We start from the raw sequence: 16,308 nt of genomic DNA, 5'->3' as shown, positions 1-16,308 counted from the left end.
TTTCGTGGCCCTGACGCTCACCCGCGTCTATTGGGTATGGCACAGCCGGGCGCGTATGGCAGGGCAAGTCGGGGCGAGCCGATAATCGGTTGGGTCAATACGGTAGGGCGGGTGAAACCCGCGTCGCTGGATACGCGGGTTTCACCCGCCCTACGGTTTGCCTGCGCAGCAAAACGCCGAATACCCATGACAGGTATCCGGCGTTTGCCCAGGGCGTGGTGCGGGTGGTTGCGCGGTGAGACCCGGTTTTCAGCAACCCAGCCGGCAGTCTCATCATGCTCCAGGGCCCGCTTTAGGCCTGGTGCAGCTCCTGCATCATCAGCGACATCTTCTCCGCGTCGGCGAGGTAATCGCGGCGAATCATCCGGTCAAGAATGCCGGTGTGGTCGAAGACGAAGTTGCGCAGCTTGGCCAGAGGGTAGGGCAACTTGTGGAAGGCATTGCCGAGTTTCCTGGCGAACTCTACGTGGTGGTTGACGTAGGCCACTCGCTGCGACTCGAAACCGTGGAAGCTATTGGTAATCTGCCGAGGGTCGCTCAGGTCAGCGCCGGCTAACGCCTTGGCCAGGAAATAGCCATCCTCAATGGCCATGCCCATGCCATAGGCGGCGTAGGGGGAGACCGGGTGTACGGCGTCGCCCAGGCAGACCACACGGCCACTGCTCCACTGCTGTAGCGAGGGGCGGTTGTAGATGTCCCACTTGAACATCTGGGTTTCCAGGTTGGTGGACTGCATAAGGCGCGGTAGCGGGTCGGGGAAGTTGCGCAGGATCTGGCCGATGTGGCCGGCGATGTCCGCCGGTGCCGGGGCGTTTTCCTCGCAGGGTTCCACCACCCACCATTCGTAGCCCGGCTTGCCGTCGTGCAGCATGGGAAAGAAGCTGGCCTGGTACTTGTGCGAGTGGATGATCCGTCCGGTCTGCGCGGGAATTCCGTCGATGGGGTTGCACCAGGCCAGCCAGACGCGCAGGCCTACATGGAACAGTTCAGGCTCGCCGAAGGCCTGGCGCGACACGCCGGAGCGGATGCCGTCGGCGCCAACCAGGATGTCGGCCTCAATGGTCTTCCCATCCTTGAAGGTGACGGTCACCCCATCCGGCGTCTGCGTGTAGTGGTCAAAGTCCGAATTGGGCACGAGCATCCCTGCGGGCATGAGTTCCATCATCCGCGCGAACGCGTTGGCGCGCAGCATGCCGTAGTGCCAGCCCTTGATGCCAAAGGACTGTTCCACGGACTGATTGAAAGGCAGGCGCGAGCGCAGGCGGTTTTTACTGTTACGGAATTCGGTGACCGTGAACGAGCCGAAGTTGCTCAGGTCGACGCCGTAATGGCGCAGCACCGCAAGCACCGGCACGCTCAGCAGCACGGCACCGCCCAGCGGTCTCGGCTCCGGCTGCTTCTCGAAGACTCGCACGTCGAAGCCTTGCTGCTGCAGGGCCAGCGCGGTGGAAACGCCGCCTGGCCCCGCTCCGATCACAGCTACTCGTTTTCCAGCACGCCATTGAAGGCTAGGGTCGGCGCTCATTTGCATATCCCTCGATTTGTTGTTGTGCGGGAATTCTGGAGGTTTATGCCTGGACAAAAAATGCGTTTCTATCTTACTTTTCGGATGAATACTCTTAGTCGTGTGCCGTGATGGACTTACTTAGCCACTTCCTGACGATGCTGAAGATCGAGTCGACCAGCATCTCTAGCTGGCACTTGTCGGAGCCCTGGGGCGTGCACGTACGCGACTACCGGCCCGGCTTCTGCTTTATCGTCACCGAGGGGCGCTTCGTGGTGGAGGCCGCCACAGGGCAGGTTCTACACCTCGCCAAGGGCGACACCTTGTTGGCGCCGCGCGGTGGTGAGTGCCGCCTCCTCTCGCGACTGGGCGTCGCCACCACTGACCTGAGCGAACTGAACTGGAGCGAGCCGCGCTCGCCCCGACTAGACCGCAGCGTGCAGCCTGGGTCGGCGATTTCCGTCGTGCATGGCGGCGGCGGCGAGCTGTGCCGCTTGCTTGGGCTGGCGTTCAGCATCCAGAGCGGCCAGGGAGCCTTCGTGCTGGCGGGCCTGCCGGATTTCATCGTCCTGCGCGACGGCGACGCCAGCATCCTCAGTCAGATTCGCCCGGCCATTGAGGCGCTGTTGGCCGACGACAAACCGGGTTATTACGCGGTGGCCAAGCACATGGCCGAGTTGATAGTGGTCGGTCTGCTGCGCAGCTATATCCTCACCGACCAGAGTTTTTCTCCCGGCTGGATGAAGGGTCTGCAAGACCCGTACATCTGCAAGGCTTTGCTCGCCATCCATGAGGTGCCCGAGCGCAAGTGGAGCGTGGCGCTGCTGGCTGCGGCCGCCAACTTGTCGCGCTCTACCTTCGCCGCGCGCTTCTGTCGTCTGATTGGCCAGTCGCCCATCGACTACCTCAACGCTTGGCGCATCAGCCTGGCCGCTGAACGGTTGCGCGGCGGCACGGACTCAGTGGCGCATATCGCCTCGGCAGTGGGTTATCAGTCCGATCGGGTGTTCCGCCAGGCCTTCCGCGAGCGCATGTCCATGTCGCCCAGGCAGTATCGCAACCAGCAAATTTGAGGCCGAGAAGGGGGCAAAAGGGCTTTCGTCTACAGAGGCGCAGCGTCTGTGGGGACGGGACGTTCCAGGGTTGGGTGCCCACGCAGGAGCGTGGGAGCCACCAATAAAAAAACGGCAGGGCTTGCGCACCTGCCGTGGAGCACCACGTAGCGTCGAGACTACTGGGTGTGGAGAATCAGGCCACCCGGCCGCCGAGGTTTTCGGCAACCCAGTCGGCAATGTATTGCCCGGCGTTGATGCTGTTGTCGAAGCTGGAGTGCTGCACGCCGCCTTCACGCTCGGTGAAGATTTTCAGCTCACGCTTGGGGCTGTTGACCAGTTGCTCGTAGGTGCGCTCGGCCCACTTCAGCGGGATCTGCGAATCCTTCGAGCCGTGGGTGACCAGGAACGGCACCTTGATGCGGTCGAGCACGCCGTCCAGGTGCACGTTCTCGGCGATGGTCATGAACTCGTCCATGTCCTTGGCGCCCCAGACCCAGCGTACGTGGGTCCAGTAATGCGGGACTGGCAGTTCGCCTTCCTTCTCCAGGCGACGCTTCTGCACGTCGCGCCAGTCGTGGTTGGCGCCCCACACCACGCCGCAGGCGAAGCGCGGCTCGAAGGCCACGGCGCGCGGGCAGTAGTAGCCGCCGAGGGACACACCTTCCATGCCGATGCGTTTGGCGTCGACGTCGCTACGGGTTTCCAGCCAGTCGACCACGCGGCTGGCCCAGTGCTCGCTGTCGTAGCGGGCGGTGAGGTTGTGCAGGCGCAGGGCTTCGCCGGTGCCGGGCTGGTCGATGATCAGCGAGGACACGCCGCGCTTGGCCAGCCAGGCCGGCAGACCGACGCGGTATTTCATTTCCTTGGTCGAATCGAGGCCGTTGACCTGCAGCAGGATCGGCGCCGGGCCGTCCACGCCCTCGGCACGCACCAGCAGGCCGGAGATGTGCTTGCCCTCGTAGGGGATTTCCACGCGCTCGCAGTTCTCTTTGCTCAGCGCGATGCCGCGGGCGAAGGTCTCCAGCACGCGCTGGTACAGCGCCTCGCGGCCTGGTGCGCCGTGGGCCTGCAGGCGTTCGCAGGTGAGGTAGTAGGTGGAAGCGCGGTTGTATTTCTCGCCAGCGGAGAACAGGCGGCCGGCGGCTTCGTCTTCTTCGGCCAGGCCGCACAGCTTGTCGGCCATCTTCGCCCAGGTTTCGCGGAAGGCGGCGGTGCCGGCGGCATCGGGCTGCTTGGCGGCTTCGGCCAGCGGCTTGCACATCTCTTCGATTTCGCCGATGCGGGCGCCCATCTCGATGGCCAGGTTGACGGAAAGGTCCCAGACGTAATTGGTGGGGAAGTAACGGAACATTCTTGTTGTCCTTTTCGTGGCTGCAGGCGAGCGCCGTGATTCGGGCAGGCAGAGCCCACGGACGCCGTTTGCCGAGCACGTTAAGGAGGGGGCAGCTATTTGGCCAATCGTGAGTCGGGATGCGAGGTATCGCGAAACGAGATAGGAAATTGGCGCGGCTGATCGATTGAAAAGTGTCGCGCCAGTCTCGTCAGCCTTGATCCAGGTCGTTGATGAACTCGCTGATGCGCTCGCGCAGCCAACGGTGCATCGGGTCGCGATCCATGGTGCGGTGCCAGAGCATGAACTCACGCATTACCGGGACTTTCACCGGTGTCGGCAGGATGCGCAGTGGCAGGTGTGCGGCATACAGGCGGGCCAGGCGCTGGTGCATGGTGGCGATGCGCTGGGTGCCGACGATCAGTTGGGGCAGGGTGTTGAAGTCGTTGGTGATCACTTCCAGGCGGCGGTTGAAGCCGTATTGGTTCATGAACCAGTCCTCGATGCTCATGTGCCGGGTGCGGCCGAAACCCACCGAGACATGGCCCATGCCCATGTATTGCTCCAGGGTCAGGTGATCGCCCACCAGCGGGTTTCCCTTCCACACCACGCACACATGTTCTTCCTCGAACAGCAGTTGCGAGGGGTGGCCTTCGAGGATGTAGCGCTCGGGCACGATCATCAGGTCGACCTCGCCGCGTATCAGCAACTCGCCGGAGTTGTCGCTGGGGCCGAGCATCTCGAAGGTGATGTGTGGCGCTTCCTTGTGGATCTTCTGGATCACCCGGGCGAACAGCACGCTGATCAGGTAATCCGAAGTAATCAGGCGGAAGTGGCGCTTGCTGCTGGCCGGGTCGAACACCGGCTTGGCGGTGATCGATGACTGGATCGTCAGCAGTACTTCGCGCACCGGGGCTAGCAGTTCCAGGGCATAGGGGGTGGGCTGCATCTTGCGCCCGACCTGCACCAGCAATTCGTCTTCGAAGTAATTGCGCAGGCGACCGAGCACGCCGCTGGTGGCGGACTGGGTCATGTGCAGGCGTTCGGCGGCGCGGGTGATGTTCTGCTCCTCGAGCAGTACATCGAGCGCCACCAGGAGGTTCAGGTCCAGGTGGTTGAAGCGCATGGCAATCTCGGATCTTGTATTTATTTTCGAGATACCTTCCTGGCTAAGCATCGCCGCGTCAACCCTGTTCCGACCATCGACTGGCCGCTGAACGCACGCTTTCTGTCATTCCTCCAGGTATCGCGTTTGCCGATACATCGCATCCCGACAAGCGATTAGTCAGGGGTGAGCCCGCGCGGCAATCTCGCCACCAGTCGGTTGGCCGTGACGCTTTTTCCGACTCCACCACCGGATACCCGCACCCCCCTGGCAGACGCTTGTCGCGCTGACAGGGCCTTTGGTGACGGGCTGTCCGCAGAATAATTTCAATGGAGTGGTAACCATGAACATCATCGGCCTTGACGCCCTGATCTTTGGCGTCGATGACATTCAAGCCTGTACCGATTGCCTGCGTGACTATGGCTTGCAGCCCGTCGATGTAGATAGCAATGGCGGGCGCTTCGAAGCCCTCGACGGCACCGCGGTGATCATCCGCCGCGCCGACGATGCCAGCCTGCCGGCTGCCATCGGCCCGGCACCCTCGATTCGCGAAACCGTCTACGGCGTGGCCAGTGCGGCCGACCTCGACGCCATTGCCGATGAGCTGGGCCGTGATCGCCCGGTTACTCGTGATGCTGCTGGCGCGGTCCACAGCGTCGACGACATGGGCTTCGCCATCGCCTTCCAGGTCAGCGTGCGCCGTGAATTCAGCGCGCCGGCCGACCTGAGCAACGCGCCGGGTCACGCGCCACAGCGCCCGGTCAACCAGCCGGGCATCACCCTGGACATGCCGGCCGTGCCGCGCACCCTGTCGCACGTGGTGTATTTCGTACCGGACGCGGTCAAGGCCGAGGCCTTCTACAAGCGCCTCGGTTTCGTCACCACCGACACCTTTATCGGTGCTGGTCCGTTCATGCGCCCGGCCGGGTCCGACGACCACCACTGCCTGTTCATGATCCAGACCCCGCCGCACATGAAGGGCTGCGAGCACTTCACCTTCCACATGGGCAGCGGCACCGAAGTGCTGCTGGCCGGGCGCCGTTTCGAGCAGAAAGGCTGGACCAGCTTCTGGGGCCCGGGCCGTCACCTCTTCGGCTCCAACTGGTTCTGGTACTTCAACAGCCCGCTGGGCTGCCACATCGAGTACGACGCGGACATGGACAAGCACGACAGCGAGTGGGAAGCGCGTGTTGCCCCTCTCACTGCGGATAACTCGCAGCTGTTCCTGTTCACCTCCAAGGAAAAGTGGGCCCCGGGTGGTCCGCCACCGAAGCAGGCCTGAGTCCAGGTTCGCCCGTGAGTCACGCCGCTATCGCGTTGTGTCTGCTGGATGAGCTGGTTGAGGGGCAGGCCCGTGGGTTCGACCCGCTACAGGCGGGCAAGGACAGCGTGTTTGCCCTGCGCCACGGCGGCGAGGTGCGGGTTTACCGCAACAGCTGCCCGCATCTGGATGTGCGCCTGGAGTACCGCAAGGACCGTTTTCTCTCCGCCGACGGCAGCCTGATCGTCTGTTACGCCCATGGCGCGCAGTTCCTTCCGGACAGCGGCCTGTGCATCTACGGGCCCTGCCTGGGCGAGCACCTGAACGCTCTGCAGTGGCATCTGGAAGACGGCTGGCTGGTGCTGGAAGGCGGTCAGTTGGCGCTGTGTGAGGGCTGAACGAGGTATCGCGTTTGACGATACATCGCATCCCTACAAGTGATTAGTCAAAGGGCTGCTTTGCCGGGAAAGTGACCACAACGCGGCAGCAGCTGGATCAGTAAGTACCCGGAAACGACGCCTGAATCGTTCCGGCAAAACGCTAGCCCGAATCACAAGAACAAGAAGTGAGACAGCCATGAATGCAGTGAACAAGGTTCTCGTCGTGGGTGGTGGTATCGGTGGCCTGTGTGCCGCCATCGCCCTGCGTCGCAAAGGCATCGAGGTCGACCTGGTCGAGCTCAAGGCCGAGTGGACGGTGTACGGCGTCGGCATCATCCAGCAGAGCAACGTGGTCCGCGAGATGGCCAAGCTGGGCGTGCTCGATGGCTACCTCGATGCCGCCTTCGCCTTTGAAGATGTGTCCATCAACACCACCGACGGCCAGCAACTGGTGCGCATTCCCGGTCAGCGCCTGGCGGGCCCCGAGTATCCGGCCAACGTCGGCATCTCGCGCCTGGCCCTGCACAAAGTCCTCAGCGAAACCACTGTTGCTCTCGGTGCCTCGGTGCGCCTGGGCCTCAGCGTGGAAACCCTGACCGAGGACGCGCAGGGCGTTGATGTGCTGTTCACCGATGGCAGTCGCGGCCGCTACGACCTGGTGGTCGGCGCCGATGGCCTGTTCTCCAAGGTGCGTGGCCTGCTGTTTGGCGACAAATACCAGCCGCGCTTCACCGGCCAGTCGGTGTGGCGTTACAACTTCCCGCGTCCAGCGGCGATCGATCACCTGGCCAACTACCAGGGGCCTGCCGGCAACGCCGGTCTGGTACCGCTGGCCGATGACCTCATGTACATGTTCGTCACCTCCCATGAGCCGGGCAATCCGTGGATGGCTACGGACACCCTGGCCGACGAGATGCGCAAGCGTCTGAGCGGGTTCGGCGGCCTGATCGGCGAGCTGCGCGAGCAGATTACCGACGGCAGCCAGGTGGTCTACAAACCGCTGGAAGTGGTGTTCGTCAGCGAGCCCTGGTACCGCGGCCGCGTGCTGCTGATCGGCGACGCTGCCCACGCCACCACCCCGCACCTGGGTCAGGGTGCCGGCATGGCCATTGAAGATGCCGTGGTGCTTGGCGAAGAGCTGACCGCCGGTGGCAGCGTCGAGCAGCAACTCGAACGCTTCATGGCGCGCCGCTACGAGCGCTGCAAGTACATCAGCGAAAGCTCGGTACTGGCCGGCGACAAGGAAATCGCCCACGACCACAGCTTCGACCGCATCGGCCTTGTCGTGCAGATGCTCAAGCTCACGGCCGAACCCGTCTGATTTCGTGCGCGGCACCTTGCGTGCTGCCGGTTCCGCGCACCCCTGCACACCGAAATACCCGCCCCCGTACCGGCTTTTGCCTTGTTCGGTACGGGGGTGGTTACGCAAGTAGAACTGACACACAAGAACAATAAAGAGGGTTACTTCGATGGCTACTCGCAAGATCGCCGCGTCGCGGCGTGCACCCTTCACTCTGACCCTGGCGGCAGCCCTGGTGCTTGGCGCACCGGTTGCACAGGCGTTTCAGATTGATACGGGCAACCCAGACCTCAGCCTGCGCTGGGACAACACCCTGAAGTACAGCTCCGCCTGGCGTCTGCAAGACCCCAGCAGCAAGCTCAGCGAAAGCGCAGTGGCGCGCAACCAGGACGACGGTGATCGCAACTTCGAGAAAGGCCTGATTTCCAACCGTATGGACGTGCTCTCCGAGCTGGACATCGGCTTCCGCGACTTCGGCGCCCGCCTCAGCGGCGCCACCTGGTACGACACCGAGTACCAGGACGACAACGACAACGACGATCCGGGCCGTTCCAACCAGCGCTCGGTGGCCTACGACGAATTCACCGACGACACCCGCCACCTGCACGGCGGCGACGGCGAAATTCTCGACGCCTTCGTTTACTGGAACGGTGAACTGGCTGAGCGCGCGCTGTCCGTGCGTCTCGGTCGGCATGGCCTGATCTGGGGCGAGAGCCTGTTCTTCGGTGCTAACGGCATCGCCGGCGGCATGGCCCCGGTGGACGTGGTCAAGGCGCAATCGGTGCCCAACACTCAGTTCAAGGAAATCACCCGGCCGGTCAGCCAGCTGTCGACCACTTACCAGCTGACCGACGATGTGTCGGTGGGCGCGTTCTACCAGTTCGAGTGGGAAGAAACCCGCCTGCCAGGCGCCGGCAGCTACTTCTCCACCAGTGACACCATCGGCGAAGGCAACGAGCGCTTGATCGTCGGCGCGCCATTCCCGGCCTTCCTCGGTGGCAACGCCGACAGCCCGGCGGCGTTCTTCCACGGCAACGACAAGGAAGCCAAGAGCTCCGGCCAGGGCGGCCTGCAGCTGAAGTACAACGCGGAAACCGTGGAGTACGGCGTGTACGCCATCCAGTACCACGACAAGACGCCCAAGCTGTACCTCAAGCCGGGCACCGGTGCGCCGAACTTCAGTACCGGCCAGATCGGCGAGTACTACTGGGTCTACCCGGAAGACATCCAGGCCCTGGGCGCCAGCTTCTCCACCACGGTCGAGGAATACAGCTTCGCCGGTGAGGCGTCGATGCGCTGGAACATGCCGCTGGTCTCCAATGGCCAGACCGTGCTGCCGGGCGTTGCCGCAGACAACGACAAAGACGCGCTGTACGCCATCGGCCGCACCGCTCACGTCAACCTCAACGTGCTGGCCTCCCTCGGCCCCTCCTTCATCTCCAATGAAGCCAGCCTGGTCGGTGAGATCGCCTGGAACCGCGTGCTCAAGGTCACCGACAACCGCAATGCGCTCGACCCCAACGGCACCGACGACGGCCTGGGCATCAAGCTGGTGTACGCGCCGACCTATCGCCAGCTGTTCCCCGGCGTGGATGTCAGCGTGCCGCTGGGTGCCAGCTACTTCCCCATGGGCAAGTCCCTGGCGGTGGGTTCGTTCGGCCCGGACAACGGCGGCGACATGAACATCGGCGTAACCGCCACCTACCTGGATCGGGTGACCCTGGGTCTGACCTACACCCACTTCTACGGCGCCGAGGACACCAACCTCAACGCGGCCAACCAGTTCAACTTCAAGCAGTCGTTGAAAGACCGGGATTACCTGGCTTTCTCCGTCAAGACCACGTTTTAAGAGGACTTGCGCATGACCACTCCGTTCACTCTCAAGGCCTTGTGCTTCGCCCTGCTGGCCGTCGCCGCGCCGTTTACCCAGGCTGCCACGGCTGAAGAAGCTGCCGCCCTGGGCAAGACCCTGACTCCCTTCGGTGCCGAGAAAGCTGGCAACGCCGACGGCACCATCCCGGCCTGGGACGGTGGCTACACCACCGTCGACCCGTCCTACAAGCCGGGCGGCAAGCGCAGCGACCCGTTCGCCGCCGACAAGCCGCTGTTCAGCATCACCGCGCAGAACCTGGCGCAGTACGCCGACAAGCTCAGTGACGGCAGCAAGGAAATGTTCAAGCGTTTCCCGGAAACCTACCGCATCGATGTCTACCCGACTCGCCGCACGGCCGCCGCGCCACAGTGGGTGTATGACAACACGCTGAAGAACGCTACCCGCGCCAAGCTGGTCAGCAGCAGCGGCGGGCTGATCCCGGAAGGCGCCTATGGCGGCATCCCGTTCCCGATTCCGCAGAACGGCACCGAAGCCATGTGGAACCACACCCTCAACTGGCGTGGCACCTCGCTGTCGATGCACTTCCGTCATTACCTGATGACCGCCGATGGCAACCAGGTGATGACCACCGACGGCCAGGCCATCCAGGAAATGCCCTACTACTACCAGGACGGCACCCCGGAGACCTTCGACGGTGACTACTGGCTGTTCCGCCTGCTCAACGTCGGCCCGCCGATCCGTGCCGGCGAGCAGATCATGGGCCGCACCAACGTCAACGGCGACAAGTCCCAGGCCCACGTCTACCTGAGTGGCCAGCGCCGCGTGCGCAAACTGCCCAACGCCTGCTGCGACACGCCGACACCGGCCACCGCCGGGGTCATGTCGTTCGACGAACTGAGTGTGTTCCAGGGCCGCATGGACCGCTTCGACTGGAAGCTGGTGGGCAAGAAGGAAGTCTACATCCCCTACAACACCAACAAGGTGCAGGCCGCCGCCAAGCCTGAGGACGTGTTCGCCAAGCACCACATGAACCCCGACGTAGTGCGCTGGGAACTGCACCGCGTGTGGGTCGTGGAAGCCAACCTGGCCGCCGGCAAGCGCCACCAGTTGCCGAAGGGCCGCTACTACCTGGACGAAGACACCTGGCAAGCCATGCTCGGCGACCGCTGGGACGCCAACGGCCAGCTGGCCAAGACCCTGTGGTCGCTGCCAGCCGTGCTGCCAGACCTGCCTGCCCAGGCGCAGCTGACCTCCGGCTTCTATGACCTGACCTCCGGTGCCTGGTTTGTGCAGAACCTCTACACCGGTCTGGCGGAGCAGTACGGCATCGTCGATCGCTACAAGAAGTCCGAGTTCTCGCCTGCCGCCATGGCCGGGCAGGGCGTGCGCTAAGCATCGGCTGCCAACCGTAGGGCGGGTGAAACCCACGGGCTTCACCCGCCCCACGGCGTTAGCCGCCACTCCCGCACAGGCGGGAATGACAGCAAGTAGCTTTTTGCGCCTTCCGGGCGCAGGTGTTTTTCGAGGTAGGCAATGAACAGAATTCGTCAGCTGGGCCGCCTGTTGTTGGCCCTGACGCTGCCCCTGAGCGCACCCTGGTGCCTGGCCGATGGAGCCGCCGTGGATACGGCCGCCGTGGGTTCGCCGCTGAGTACCGCGGCGATGCAGGTGGCGCCGAGCCAGAAGAGCGTGTTGATCGATCTGGCCCGCGCCGGCGAACGCCTGGTGGCAGTGGGCGAGCGTGGCTTGGTGCTGCTTTCCGACGACAACGGGCAGAGCTGGCGACAGGCCGCAGTGCCGGTGTCGGTCAGCCTGAGCGCGGTGCAGTTTGTCGATGCGCGCAATGGCTGGGCCATTGGTCACGCGGGTGTGGTGTTGGCCACGCGTGATGGCGGCGAAAGCTGGGTTGTACAGCTGGACGGCCTGCGCGCGGCGCAGATCGAGCTGGATACGGCCAAGGCCGAACAGGCTGGGGCGATGGATCCGGACGCTGCCGAGGCGCGCGTGCAAAGCGCCGAGCGCCTGGTCGCCGATGGTGCGGACAAGCCGTTCCTGGCTCTTGAATTTATCGATGCACAAAACGGCCTGATCGTCGGTGCCTATGGCCTGGCGCTGCAGACCCGCGATGGCGGCGCCACCTGGCAATCGGTGGTGGGGCACATCGACAACCACATGGGCATGCACCTGTATGCCATCAGCCGTCAGGGCGCTCTCTGGTTCCTCGCCGGCGAGCAAGGCTACCTGGCTCGCTCCACTGACGACGGCGCCTCCTTCACCCAGTTGGACAGCCCCTATGAGGGCAGTTTTTTCACCCTGCAGAGCCGTGCCGATGGCGCTCTGCTGGTCGGCGGGCTCAAGGGCCACGCCTTTATCAGCACGGACGCCGGCGCCAGCTTCCAGCCGATGCCGGTGCCCATGCCGGTGTCCTTCAGCGACGCCGCCACCCGGGCCGACGGCTCGGTGGTGCTGGCCAACCAGGCCGGCGCGCTGTTCGTCAATCGGGGCGAGGCCCTGCAGTTCCTCGGACGGCCATTGGGCAAACCCGTTTCAAGCCTGATCGAGGCCGCCGACGGCAGCCTGATCGTCGCCGGTTTCACCGGCCTGCTGCGCGTGCCGCAGCCAGCCACCGCCGTTTCGGAGTGAGGTTATGACGTCCTCTAGCAGTTCCAACGCGTCCCCTGCGGGCGCCCTCGACAGCTTCGATCCGCGCTCCGGCTCGGTGGTCGAGCGTGCGCTGTTCAACCACCGCCTGTGGGTGTTGCTGCTGTGCCTGGTGGCCACGCTGTTCCTCGGTTTCCAGTCCACGCGCATCGAGCTGAACGCCAGCTTCGAGAAGATGATTCCGACCCATCACCCGTACATCGCCAACTACCTGGAACACCAGAAGGAGCTGACCGGGCTGGGCAACGCGCTGCGCATCGCCGTGGTCAACAAGCAGGGCGATATCTACGACGCCGACTACCTGAAGACCCTGCAGGAGCTGAGCGACAAGATCTACCTGCTGCCCGGTGTCGATCGCGCCTTCATGAAGTCGCTGTGGACCCCGGCCACGCGCTGGGTGGCCGTGACCGAGGACGGCCTGGATGGCGGCCCGGTGATTCCCGATGACTACGACGCCAGCGCGGACAGCCTCGCGGCGTTGAAGCGCAACGTGCAGCTGTCCAACGAGATCGGCCAACTGGTGGCCTTCGACCAGACCTCCAGCATCATCTACGTGCCGCTGCTGGAGAAAACCGCCGACGGCCAGCCGCTCAACTACGCGACCCTGTCGGACCAGCTGGAATCGCTGCGCAGCCAGTACCAGAGCGACAGCATCGACATCCGCATCACCGGTTTCGCCAAGAAGGTCGGTGACCTGATCGCCGGCCTCAAGCAGATTTTGCTGTTCTTCGCCGTGGCCATCCTGATCACCACCGCGGTGCTGTTCTGGTACACCCGCTGCGTGCGCAGCACCGTGCTGGTGGTGCTCTGCTCGCTGGTGGCGGTGGTTTGGCAGCTCGGCCTGCTGCCGCTGCTGGGCTACGAACTGGACCCGTACTCGGTGCTGGTGCCGTTCCTGGTGTTCGCCATCGGCATGAGCCACGGCGCGCAGAAGATGAACGGCATCATGCAGGACATCGGCCGCGGCATGCACCGCGTGGTCGCCGCGCGCTTCACCTTCCGCCGCCTGTTCCTCGCCGGCCTCACGGCGCTGCTGTGCGACGCGGTGGGTTTCGCCGTGCTGATGATCATCGATATCCAGGTGATCCAGGACCTGGCGGTCATCGCCAGCCTCGGTGTGGCCGTGCTGATCTTCACCAACCTGATCCTGCTGCCGGTGCTGCTCTCCTATGTGGGCGTCAGCGCCAGCGCCGCGCAGTTCAGCCTCAAGGGCGAGCAGGCCGAACAGGCCGGCCTGCGCCGCCATGGTTTCTGGCGCTTCCTCGACCTGTTCACCCAGCGCCGCTGGGCCGCACTGTGCATCGCCCTGAGCCTGGCCCTGGCCGCACTGGGTTTCGTTGTCAGCCTGCAGCTGAATATCGGCGACCTGGACGCCGGCGCGCCCGAGCTGCGCGCCGACTCGCGCTACAACCAGGACGACGCCTTCATGACCCGCAGTTATGGGGCCAGCAGCGACCTGTTCGCGGTGATGATCAAAACCCCATCCGGGGCCTGTTCGCGCTACGACATCCTGAGCAAGGTCGATGCCCTCGACTGGCAACTGCGCGCCTTGCCCGGCGTGGACTCGACCAACTCGCTGGCGCTGCTCAACCGCCGCATGCTGGTCGGCCTCAGCGAAGGCAGCCCGAAGTGGTACGAGCTGCAGAACAACCAGGCGATGCTCAACATGATCACCGCCGGTGCGCCGCGCGGCCTGTACAACGAAGACTGCAGCCTGCTGACCCTGTACGCCTACCTCACCGACCACAAGGCGCAGACCCTGACCCGCCTGGTCGATCACGTCGAGCAGTTCGCCGCCGCCAACAACACCGACGAGGTGCAGTTCAAGCTGGCTGCCGGTAACGCCGGCATCGAGGCCGCGACCAACATCGTGGTCAAGCAGGCCAACCGCGAGATGCTGTTCTGGGTCTACGGCGCGGTGATCCTGCTGTGCCTGATCACCTTCCGCTCGTGGCGCGCCACGGTCTGCGCGGTGATTCCGCTGATGCTTACCTCGATCCTCTGCGAAGCGCTGATGGTCTGGCTGAACATCGGCGTCAAGGTTGCCACCCTGCCGGTGATCGCCCTCGGCGTGGGCATCGGCATCGATTACGCGCTGTACGTGATGAGCATCATGCTCGGCCATCTACGCCAGGGCGTGAGCCTGTCCGAGTCGTATTACCGCGCGCTGGTGTCCACCGGCAAGGTGGTGATGCTCACCGGCGTGACCCTGGCCATCGGCGTCGCCACCTGGATGTTCTCCCCCATCAAGTTCCAGGCCGACATGGGCGTGCTGCTGGCCTTCATGTTCGTCTGGAACATGGTCGGCGCACTGGTGCTGCTGCCGGCGCTGGCCTACTTCCTGTTGCCCGCCAGCCGGGTGAGCAAGGGCCAGGCCGAGCGCAAGCCCTGGGCCAAGAGCAGCTACCCGCTGAACCTGCCGCCGCGCGCACAGGAGGCCGTCGAGCCGGCTCGCTCCTGAGCCGTAGGGCGGGGGCAACCCGCGGGTTTCACCCGCCCTACACATGCATCAAGGCACCGCGCCGATCGCACGTCGGCCGCACCACAACAACAAGAGAGGACTTTGCCATGCCGCGTTTGCACCTGTTTTTGCACCACCTCTGCGCTGGCCTGTCGAGCGGCCTGATGGCCTTCGGCGTGGCGCTTTGCGCGTCCCAGGCGCTGGAGGTGCGTAATGAGCGCTGAACGCCAGGCGGGCCTGCCGCAATCCTTGCTGCTGTTGCTCGGCAGCTGCCTGCCGGTGCTCGGCGCGGTGCTGCTGGCACCGGTGCTGCCGCGCATGCAGGAACACTTCGCTGAAACCCCCGGCGCTGCTGTACTGGTGCCCATCGCCCTGACCCTGCCAGCCCTGGTGATCGCCCTGCTGGCGCCCTTTGCCGGCATCATCGCCGACCGCCTCGGGCGCAAGCCGCTGCTGCTCGGCGCCATGCTGCTGTACACCATCTGCGGCGTGCTGCCGCTGTGGCTGGAGTCGCTTGAGGCGATCGTCATCAGCCGCGCCGGTATCGGCCTGGCCGAGGCGGCGATCATGACCTGCTGCACCACGCTGATGGGCGACTACTACAACGGCGCACGCCGTGAGCGGCTGTTCGCCCTGCAGATGGTCGCCACCTCGCTGTCGGCGGCCATCTTCATGGGGATTGGCGGTGCGCTGGGTGAGAACGGCTGGCGCACGCCGTTTGCCCTGTATGGCGTCGGCTTGTTGTTCCTGCCGCTGATGGCCTGGTTTCTCTGGGAGCCACGCAGCCACGCTGCCACGACCGCTGAGGCGGACAACAGCGCATTCCCTTGGCGTGCCCTGACACCGCTGTATGTCTTGTCCTTCCTGGCCGGCCTCAGTCTGTTCGTGGTGCCGGTGCAGGCCGGTTACCTGCTCAACCTGCTGCACGTCGATGCACCGCAGCAGATCGGCATGACCATGGGCGCCAACCAGCTCGGCGTGCTCGCCGGTGCCCTGAGCTTTCGCGTGCTCAGTGGCATGCCGGCGCACCGGCAGATGCTCCTGGCGTTCGTCATGGCCGGGGTCGGCGGTGCGCTGATGGCCGTGGCCGGCAGCCATGCGCTGGTGGTGGTGGCGGTGCTGATCAATGGCCTGGGCATCGGCCTGATGTTGCCGACGCTGATCACCTGGATCATGGCCCAGGTCGACTTCAAGCAGCGCGGCCGTGCTGCCGGCGGCTTCACCGCGGCGATCTTCGCCGGTGAATTCGCCAGCCCGCTGGTGGTGCTGGCCATCACCGGCGGGGTCAACAGCGTGCTGCCCACCGCGCTGGGCATCCTCGCCGTGGTGCAACTGCTGATCGCCCTGGCGTGCCTGGGCTTGCCTCGCCTGCACGGCCTGAGCCCGGCCGCTGCGGCGCCGGGCCCTTCACTCTAAT

Annotated in this window: 12 protein-coding genes; 9 read left to right on the top strand and 3 right to left on the bottom strand. The window is 64.5% G+C overall.

What is annotated here, in order from left to right; all coding sequences use genetic code 11:
- Positions 1-292 precede the first annotated feature (292 nt).
- On the bottom strand, positions 293-1,477 hold the full coding sequence (locus tag H3H51_RS00990) for an FAD-dependent oxidoreductase (RefSeq protein ID WP_328803607.1): 1,185 nt from the start codon (positions 1,475-1,477) through the stop codon (positions 293-295).
- A gap of 158 nt (positions 1,478-1,635) precedes the next feature.
- Here H3H51_RS00990 and H3H51_RS00985 point away from each other — a divergent pair, with 158 nt between their 5' ends.
- Positions 1,636-2,577, top strand: coding sequence for an AraC family transcriptional regulator (locus H3H51_RS00985; protein ID WP_183087152.1), 942 nt, complete (start codon positions 1,636-1,638; stop codon positions 2,575-2,577).
- Positions 2,578-2,752: 175 nt separating this feature from the next.
- Here H3H51_RS00985 and H3H51_RS00980 read toward each other — a convergent pair whose 3' ends face one another.
- Both H3H51_RS00980 and H3H51_RS00975 read right to left on the bottom strand, forming a co-directional pair.
- Positions 2,753-3,910 (bottom strand): alpha/beta hydrolase family protein, encoded by a 1,158-nt coding sequence (locus H3H51_RS00980; RefSeq protein ID WP_183087151.1) that lies wholly within the window; start codon positions 3,908-3,910, stop codon positions 2,753-2,755.
- Between the two features lie 190 nt (positions 3,911-4,100).
- Positions 4,101-5,015, bottom strand: a complete 915-nt coding sequence (locus H3H51_RS00975) for a LysR family transcriptional regulator (protein ID WP_183087150.1) — start codon at positions 5,013-5,015, stop codon at positions 4,101-4,103.
- A gap of 322 nt (positions 5,016-5,337) precedes the next feature.
- Here H3H51_RS00975 and H3H51_RS00970 point away from each other — a divergent pair, with 322 nt between their 5' ends.
- The 8 genes from H3H51_RS00970 (at position 5,338) to H3H51_RS00935 (ending at position 16,307) form a co-directional block, all read left to right on the top strand.
- On the top strand, positions 5,338-6,276 hold the full coding sequence (locus H3H51_RS00970) for a VOC family protein (RefSeq protein WP_183087149.1): 939 nt from the start codon (positions 5,338-5,340) through the stop codon (positions 6,274-6,276).
- A gap of 14 nt (positions 6,277-6,290) precedes the next feature.
- Positions 6,291-6,653, top strand: coding sequence for a Rieske 2Fe-2S domain-containing protein (locus H3H51_RS00965; RefSeq protein WP_183087148.1), 363 nt, complete (start codon positions 6,291-6,293; stop codon positions 6,651-6,653).
- 178 nt (positions 6,654-6,831) lie between these two features.
- Entirely contained in the window at positions 6,832-7,956 is a 1,125-nt protein-coding gene (locus H3H51_RS00960; RefSeq protein ID WP_183087147.1) for an FAD-dependent oxidoreductase, read from the top strand.
- 148 nt (positions 7,957-8,104) lie between these two features.
- Positions 8,105-9,784 carry a DUF1302 domain-containing protein gene (locus H3H51_RS00955; RefSeq protein WP_183087146.1) on the top strand — a complete coding sequence of 560 codons (1,680 nt, stop codon included), beginning with the start codon at positions 8,105-8,107 and terminating at the stop codon, positions 9,782-9,784.
- 12 nt (positions 9,785-9,796) lie between these two features.
- On the top strand, positions 9,797-11,161 hold the full coding sequence (locus H3H51_RS00950; protein ID WP_183087145.1) for a DUF1329 domain-containing protein: 1,365 nt from the start codon (positions 9,797-9,799) through the stop codon (positions 11,159-11,161).
- A gap of 141 nt (positions 11,162-11,302) precedes the next feature.
- Positions 11,303-12,412 carry a WD40/YVTN/BNR-like repeat-containing protein gene (locus tag H3H51_RS00945; RefSeq protein WP_183087144.1) on the top strand — a complete coding sequence of 370 codons (1,110 nt, stop codon included), beginning with the start codon at positions 11,303-11,305 and terminating at the stop codon, positions 12,410-12,412.
- Between the two features lie 4 nt (positions 12,413-12,416).
- Complete coding sequence (locus H3H51_RS00940; protein ID WP_183087143.1) at positions 12,417-14,891, top strand: efflux RND transporter permease subunit; 2,475 nt, start codon at positions 12,417-12,419, stop codon at positions 14,889-14,891.
- A gap of 213 nt (positions 14,892-15,104) precedes the next feature.
- The gene (locus H3H51_RS00935; protein ID WP_183087142.1) at positions 15,105-16,307 is read left to right on the top strand and encodes an MFS transporter; all 1,203 of its coding nucleotides are present in this window, start codon (positions 15,105-15,107) and stop codon (positions 16,305-16,307) included.
- The last annotated feature ends 1 nt before the right edge of the window (position 16,308 follow it).

It is taken from the genome of Aquipseudomonas ullengensis, from assembly GCF_014174475.1.
Lineage (GTDB): Bacteria > Pseudomonadota > Gammaproteobacteria > Pseudomonadales > Pseudomonadaceae > Aquipseudomonas > Aquipseudomonas ullengensis.
Note: the sequence above shows the minus strand (reverse complement) of the source record. Positions and strands in the feature narration are given on the sequence as shown.

What these genes read in the sequence shown, in the direction of transcription:
- H3H51_RS00985 (WP_183087152.1), top strand. Translation starts at nt 1,636, where the DNA reads ATGGACTTACTTAGCCACTTCCTGACGATGCTGAAGATCGAGTCGACC.
- H3H51_RS00980 (WP_183087151.1), bottom strand. Translation starts at nt 3,910, where the DNA reads ATGTTCCGTTACTTCCCCACCAATTACGTCTGGGACCTTTCCGTCAAC.
- H3H51_RS00975 (WP_183087150.1), bottom strand. Translation starts at nt 5,015, where the DNA reads ATGCGCTTCAACCACCTGGACCTGAACCTCCTGGTGGCGCTCGATGTA.
- H3H51_RS00970 (WP_183087149.1), top strand. Translation starts at nt 5,338, where the DNA reads ATGAACATCATCGGCCTTGACGCCCTGATCTTTGGCGTCGATGACATT.
- H3H51_RS00960 (WP_183087147.1), top strand. Translation starts at nt 6,832, where the DNA reads ATGAATGCAGTGAACAAGGTTCTCGTCGTGGGTGGTGGTATCGGTGGC.
- H3H51_RS00955 (WP_183087146.1), top strand. Translation starts at nt 8,105, where the DNA reads ATGGCTACTCGCAAGATCGCCGCGTCGCGGCGTGCACCCTTCACTCTG.
- H3H51_RS00950 (WP_183087145.1), top strand. Translation starts at nt 9,797, where the DNA reads ATGACCACTCCGTTCACTCTCAAGGCCTTGTGCTTCGCCCTGCTGGCC.
- H3H51_RS00945 (WP_183087144.1), top strand. Translation starts at nt 11,303, where the DNA reads ATGAACAGAATTCGTCAGCTGGGCCGCCTGTTGTTGGCCCTGACGCTG.
- H3H51_RS00940 (WP_183087143.1), top strand. Translation starts at nt 12,417, where the DNA reads ATGACGTCCTCTAGCAGTTCCAACGCGTCCCCTGCGGGCGCCCTCGAC.
- H3H51_RS00935 (WP_183087142.1), top strand. Translation starts at nt 15,105, where the DNA reads ATGAGCGCTGAACGCCAGGCGGGCCTGCCGCAATCCTTGCTGCTGTTG.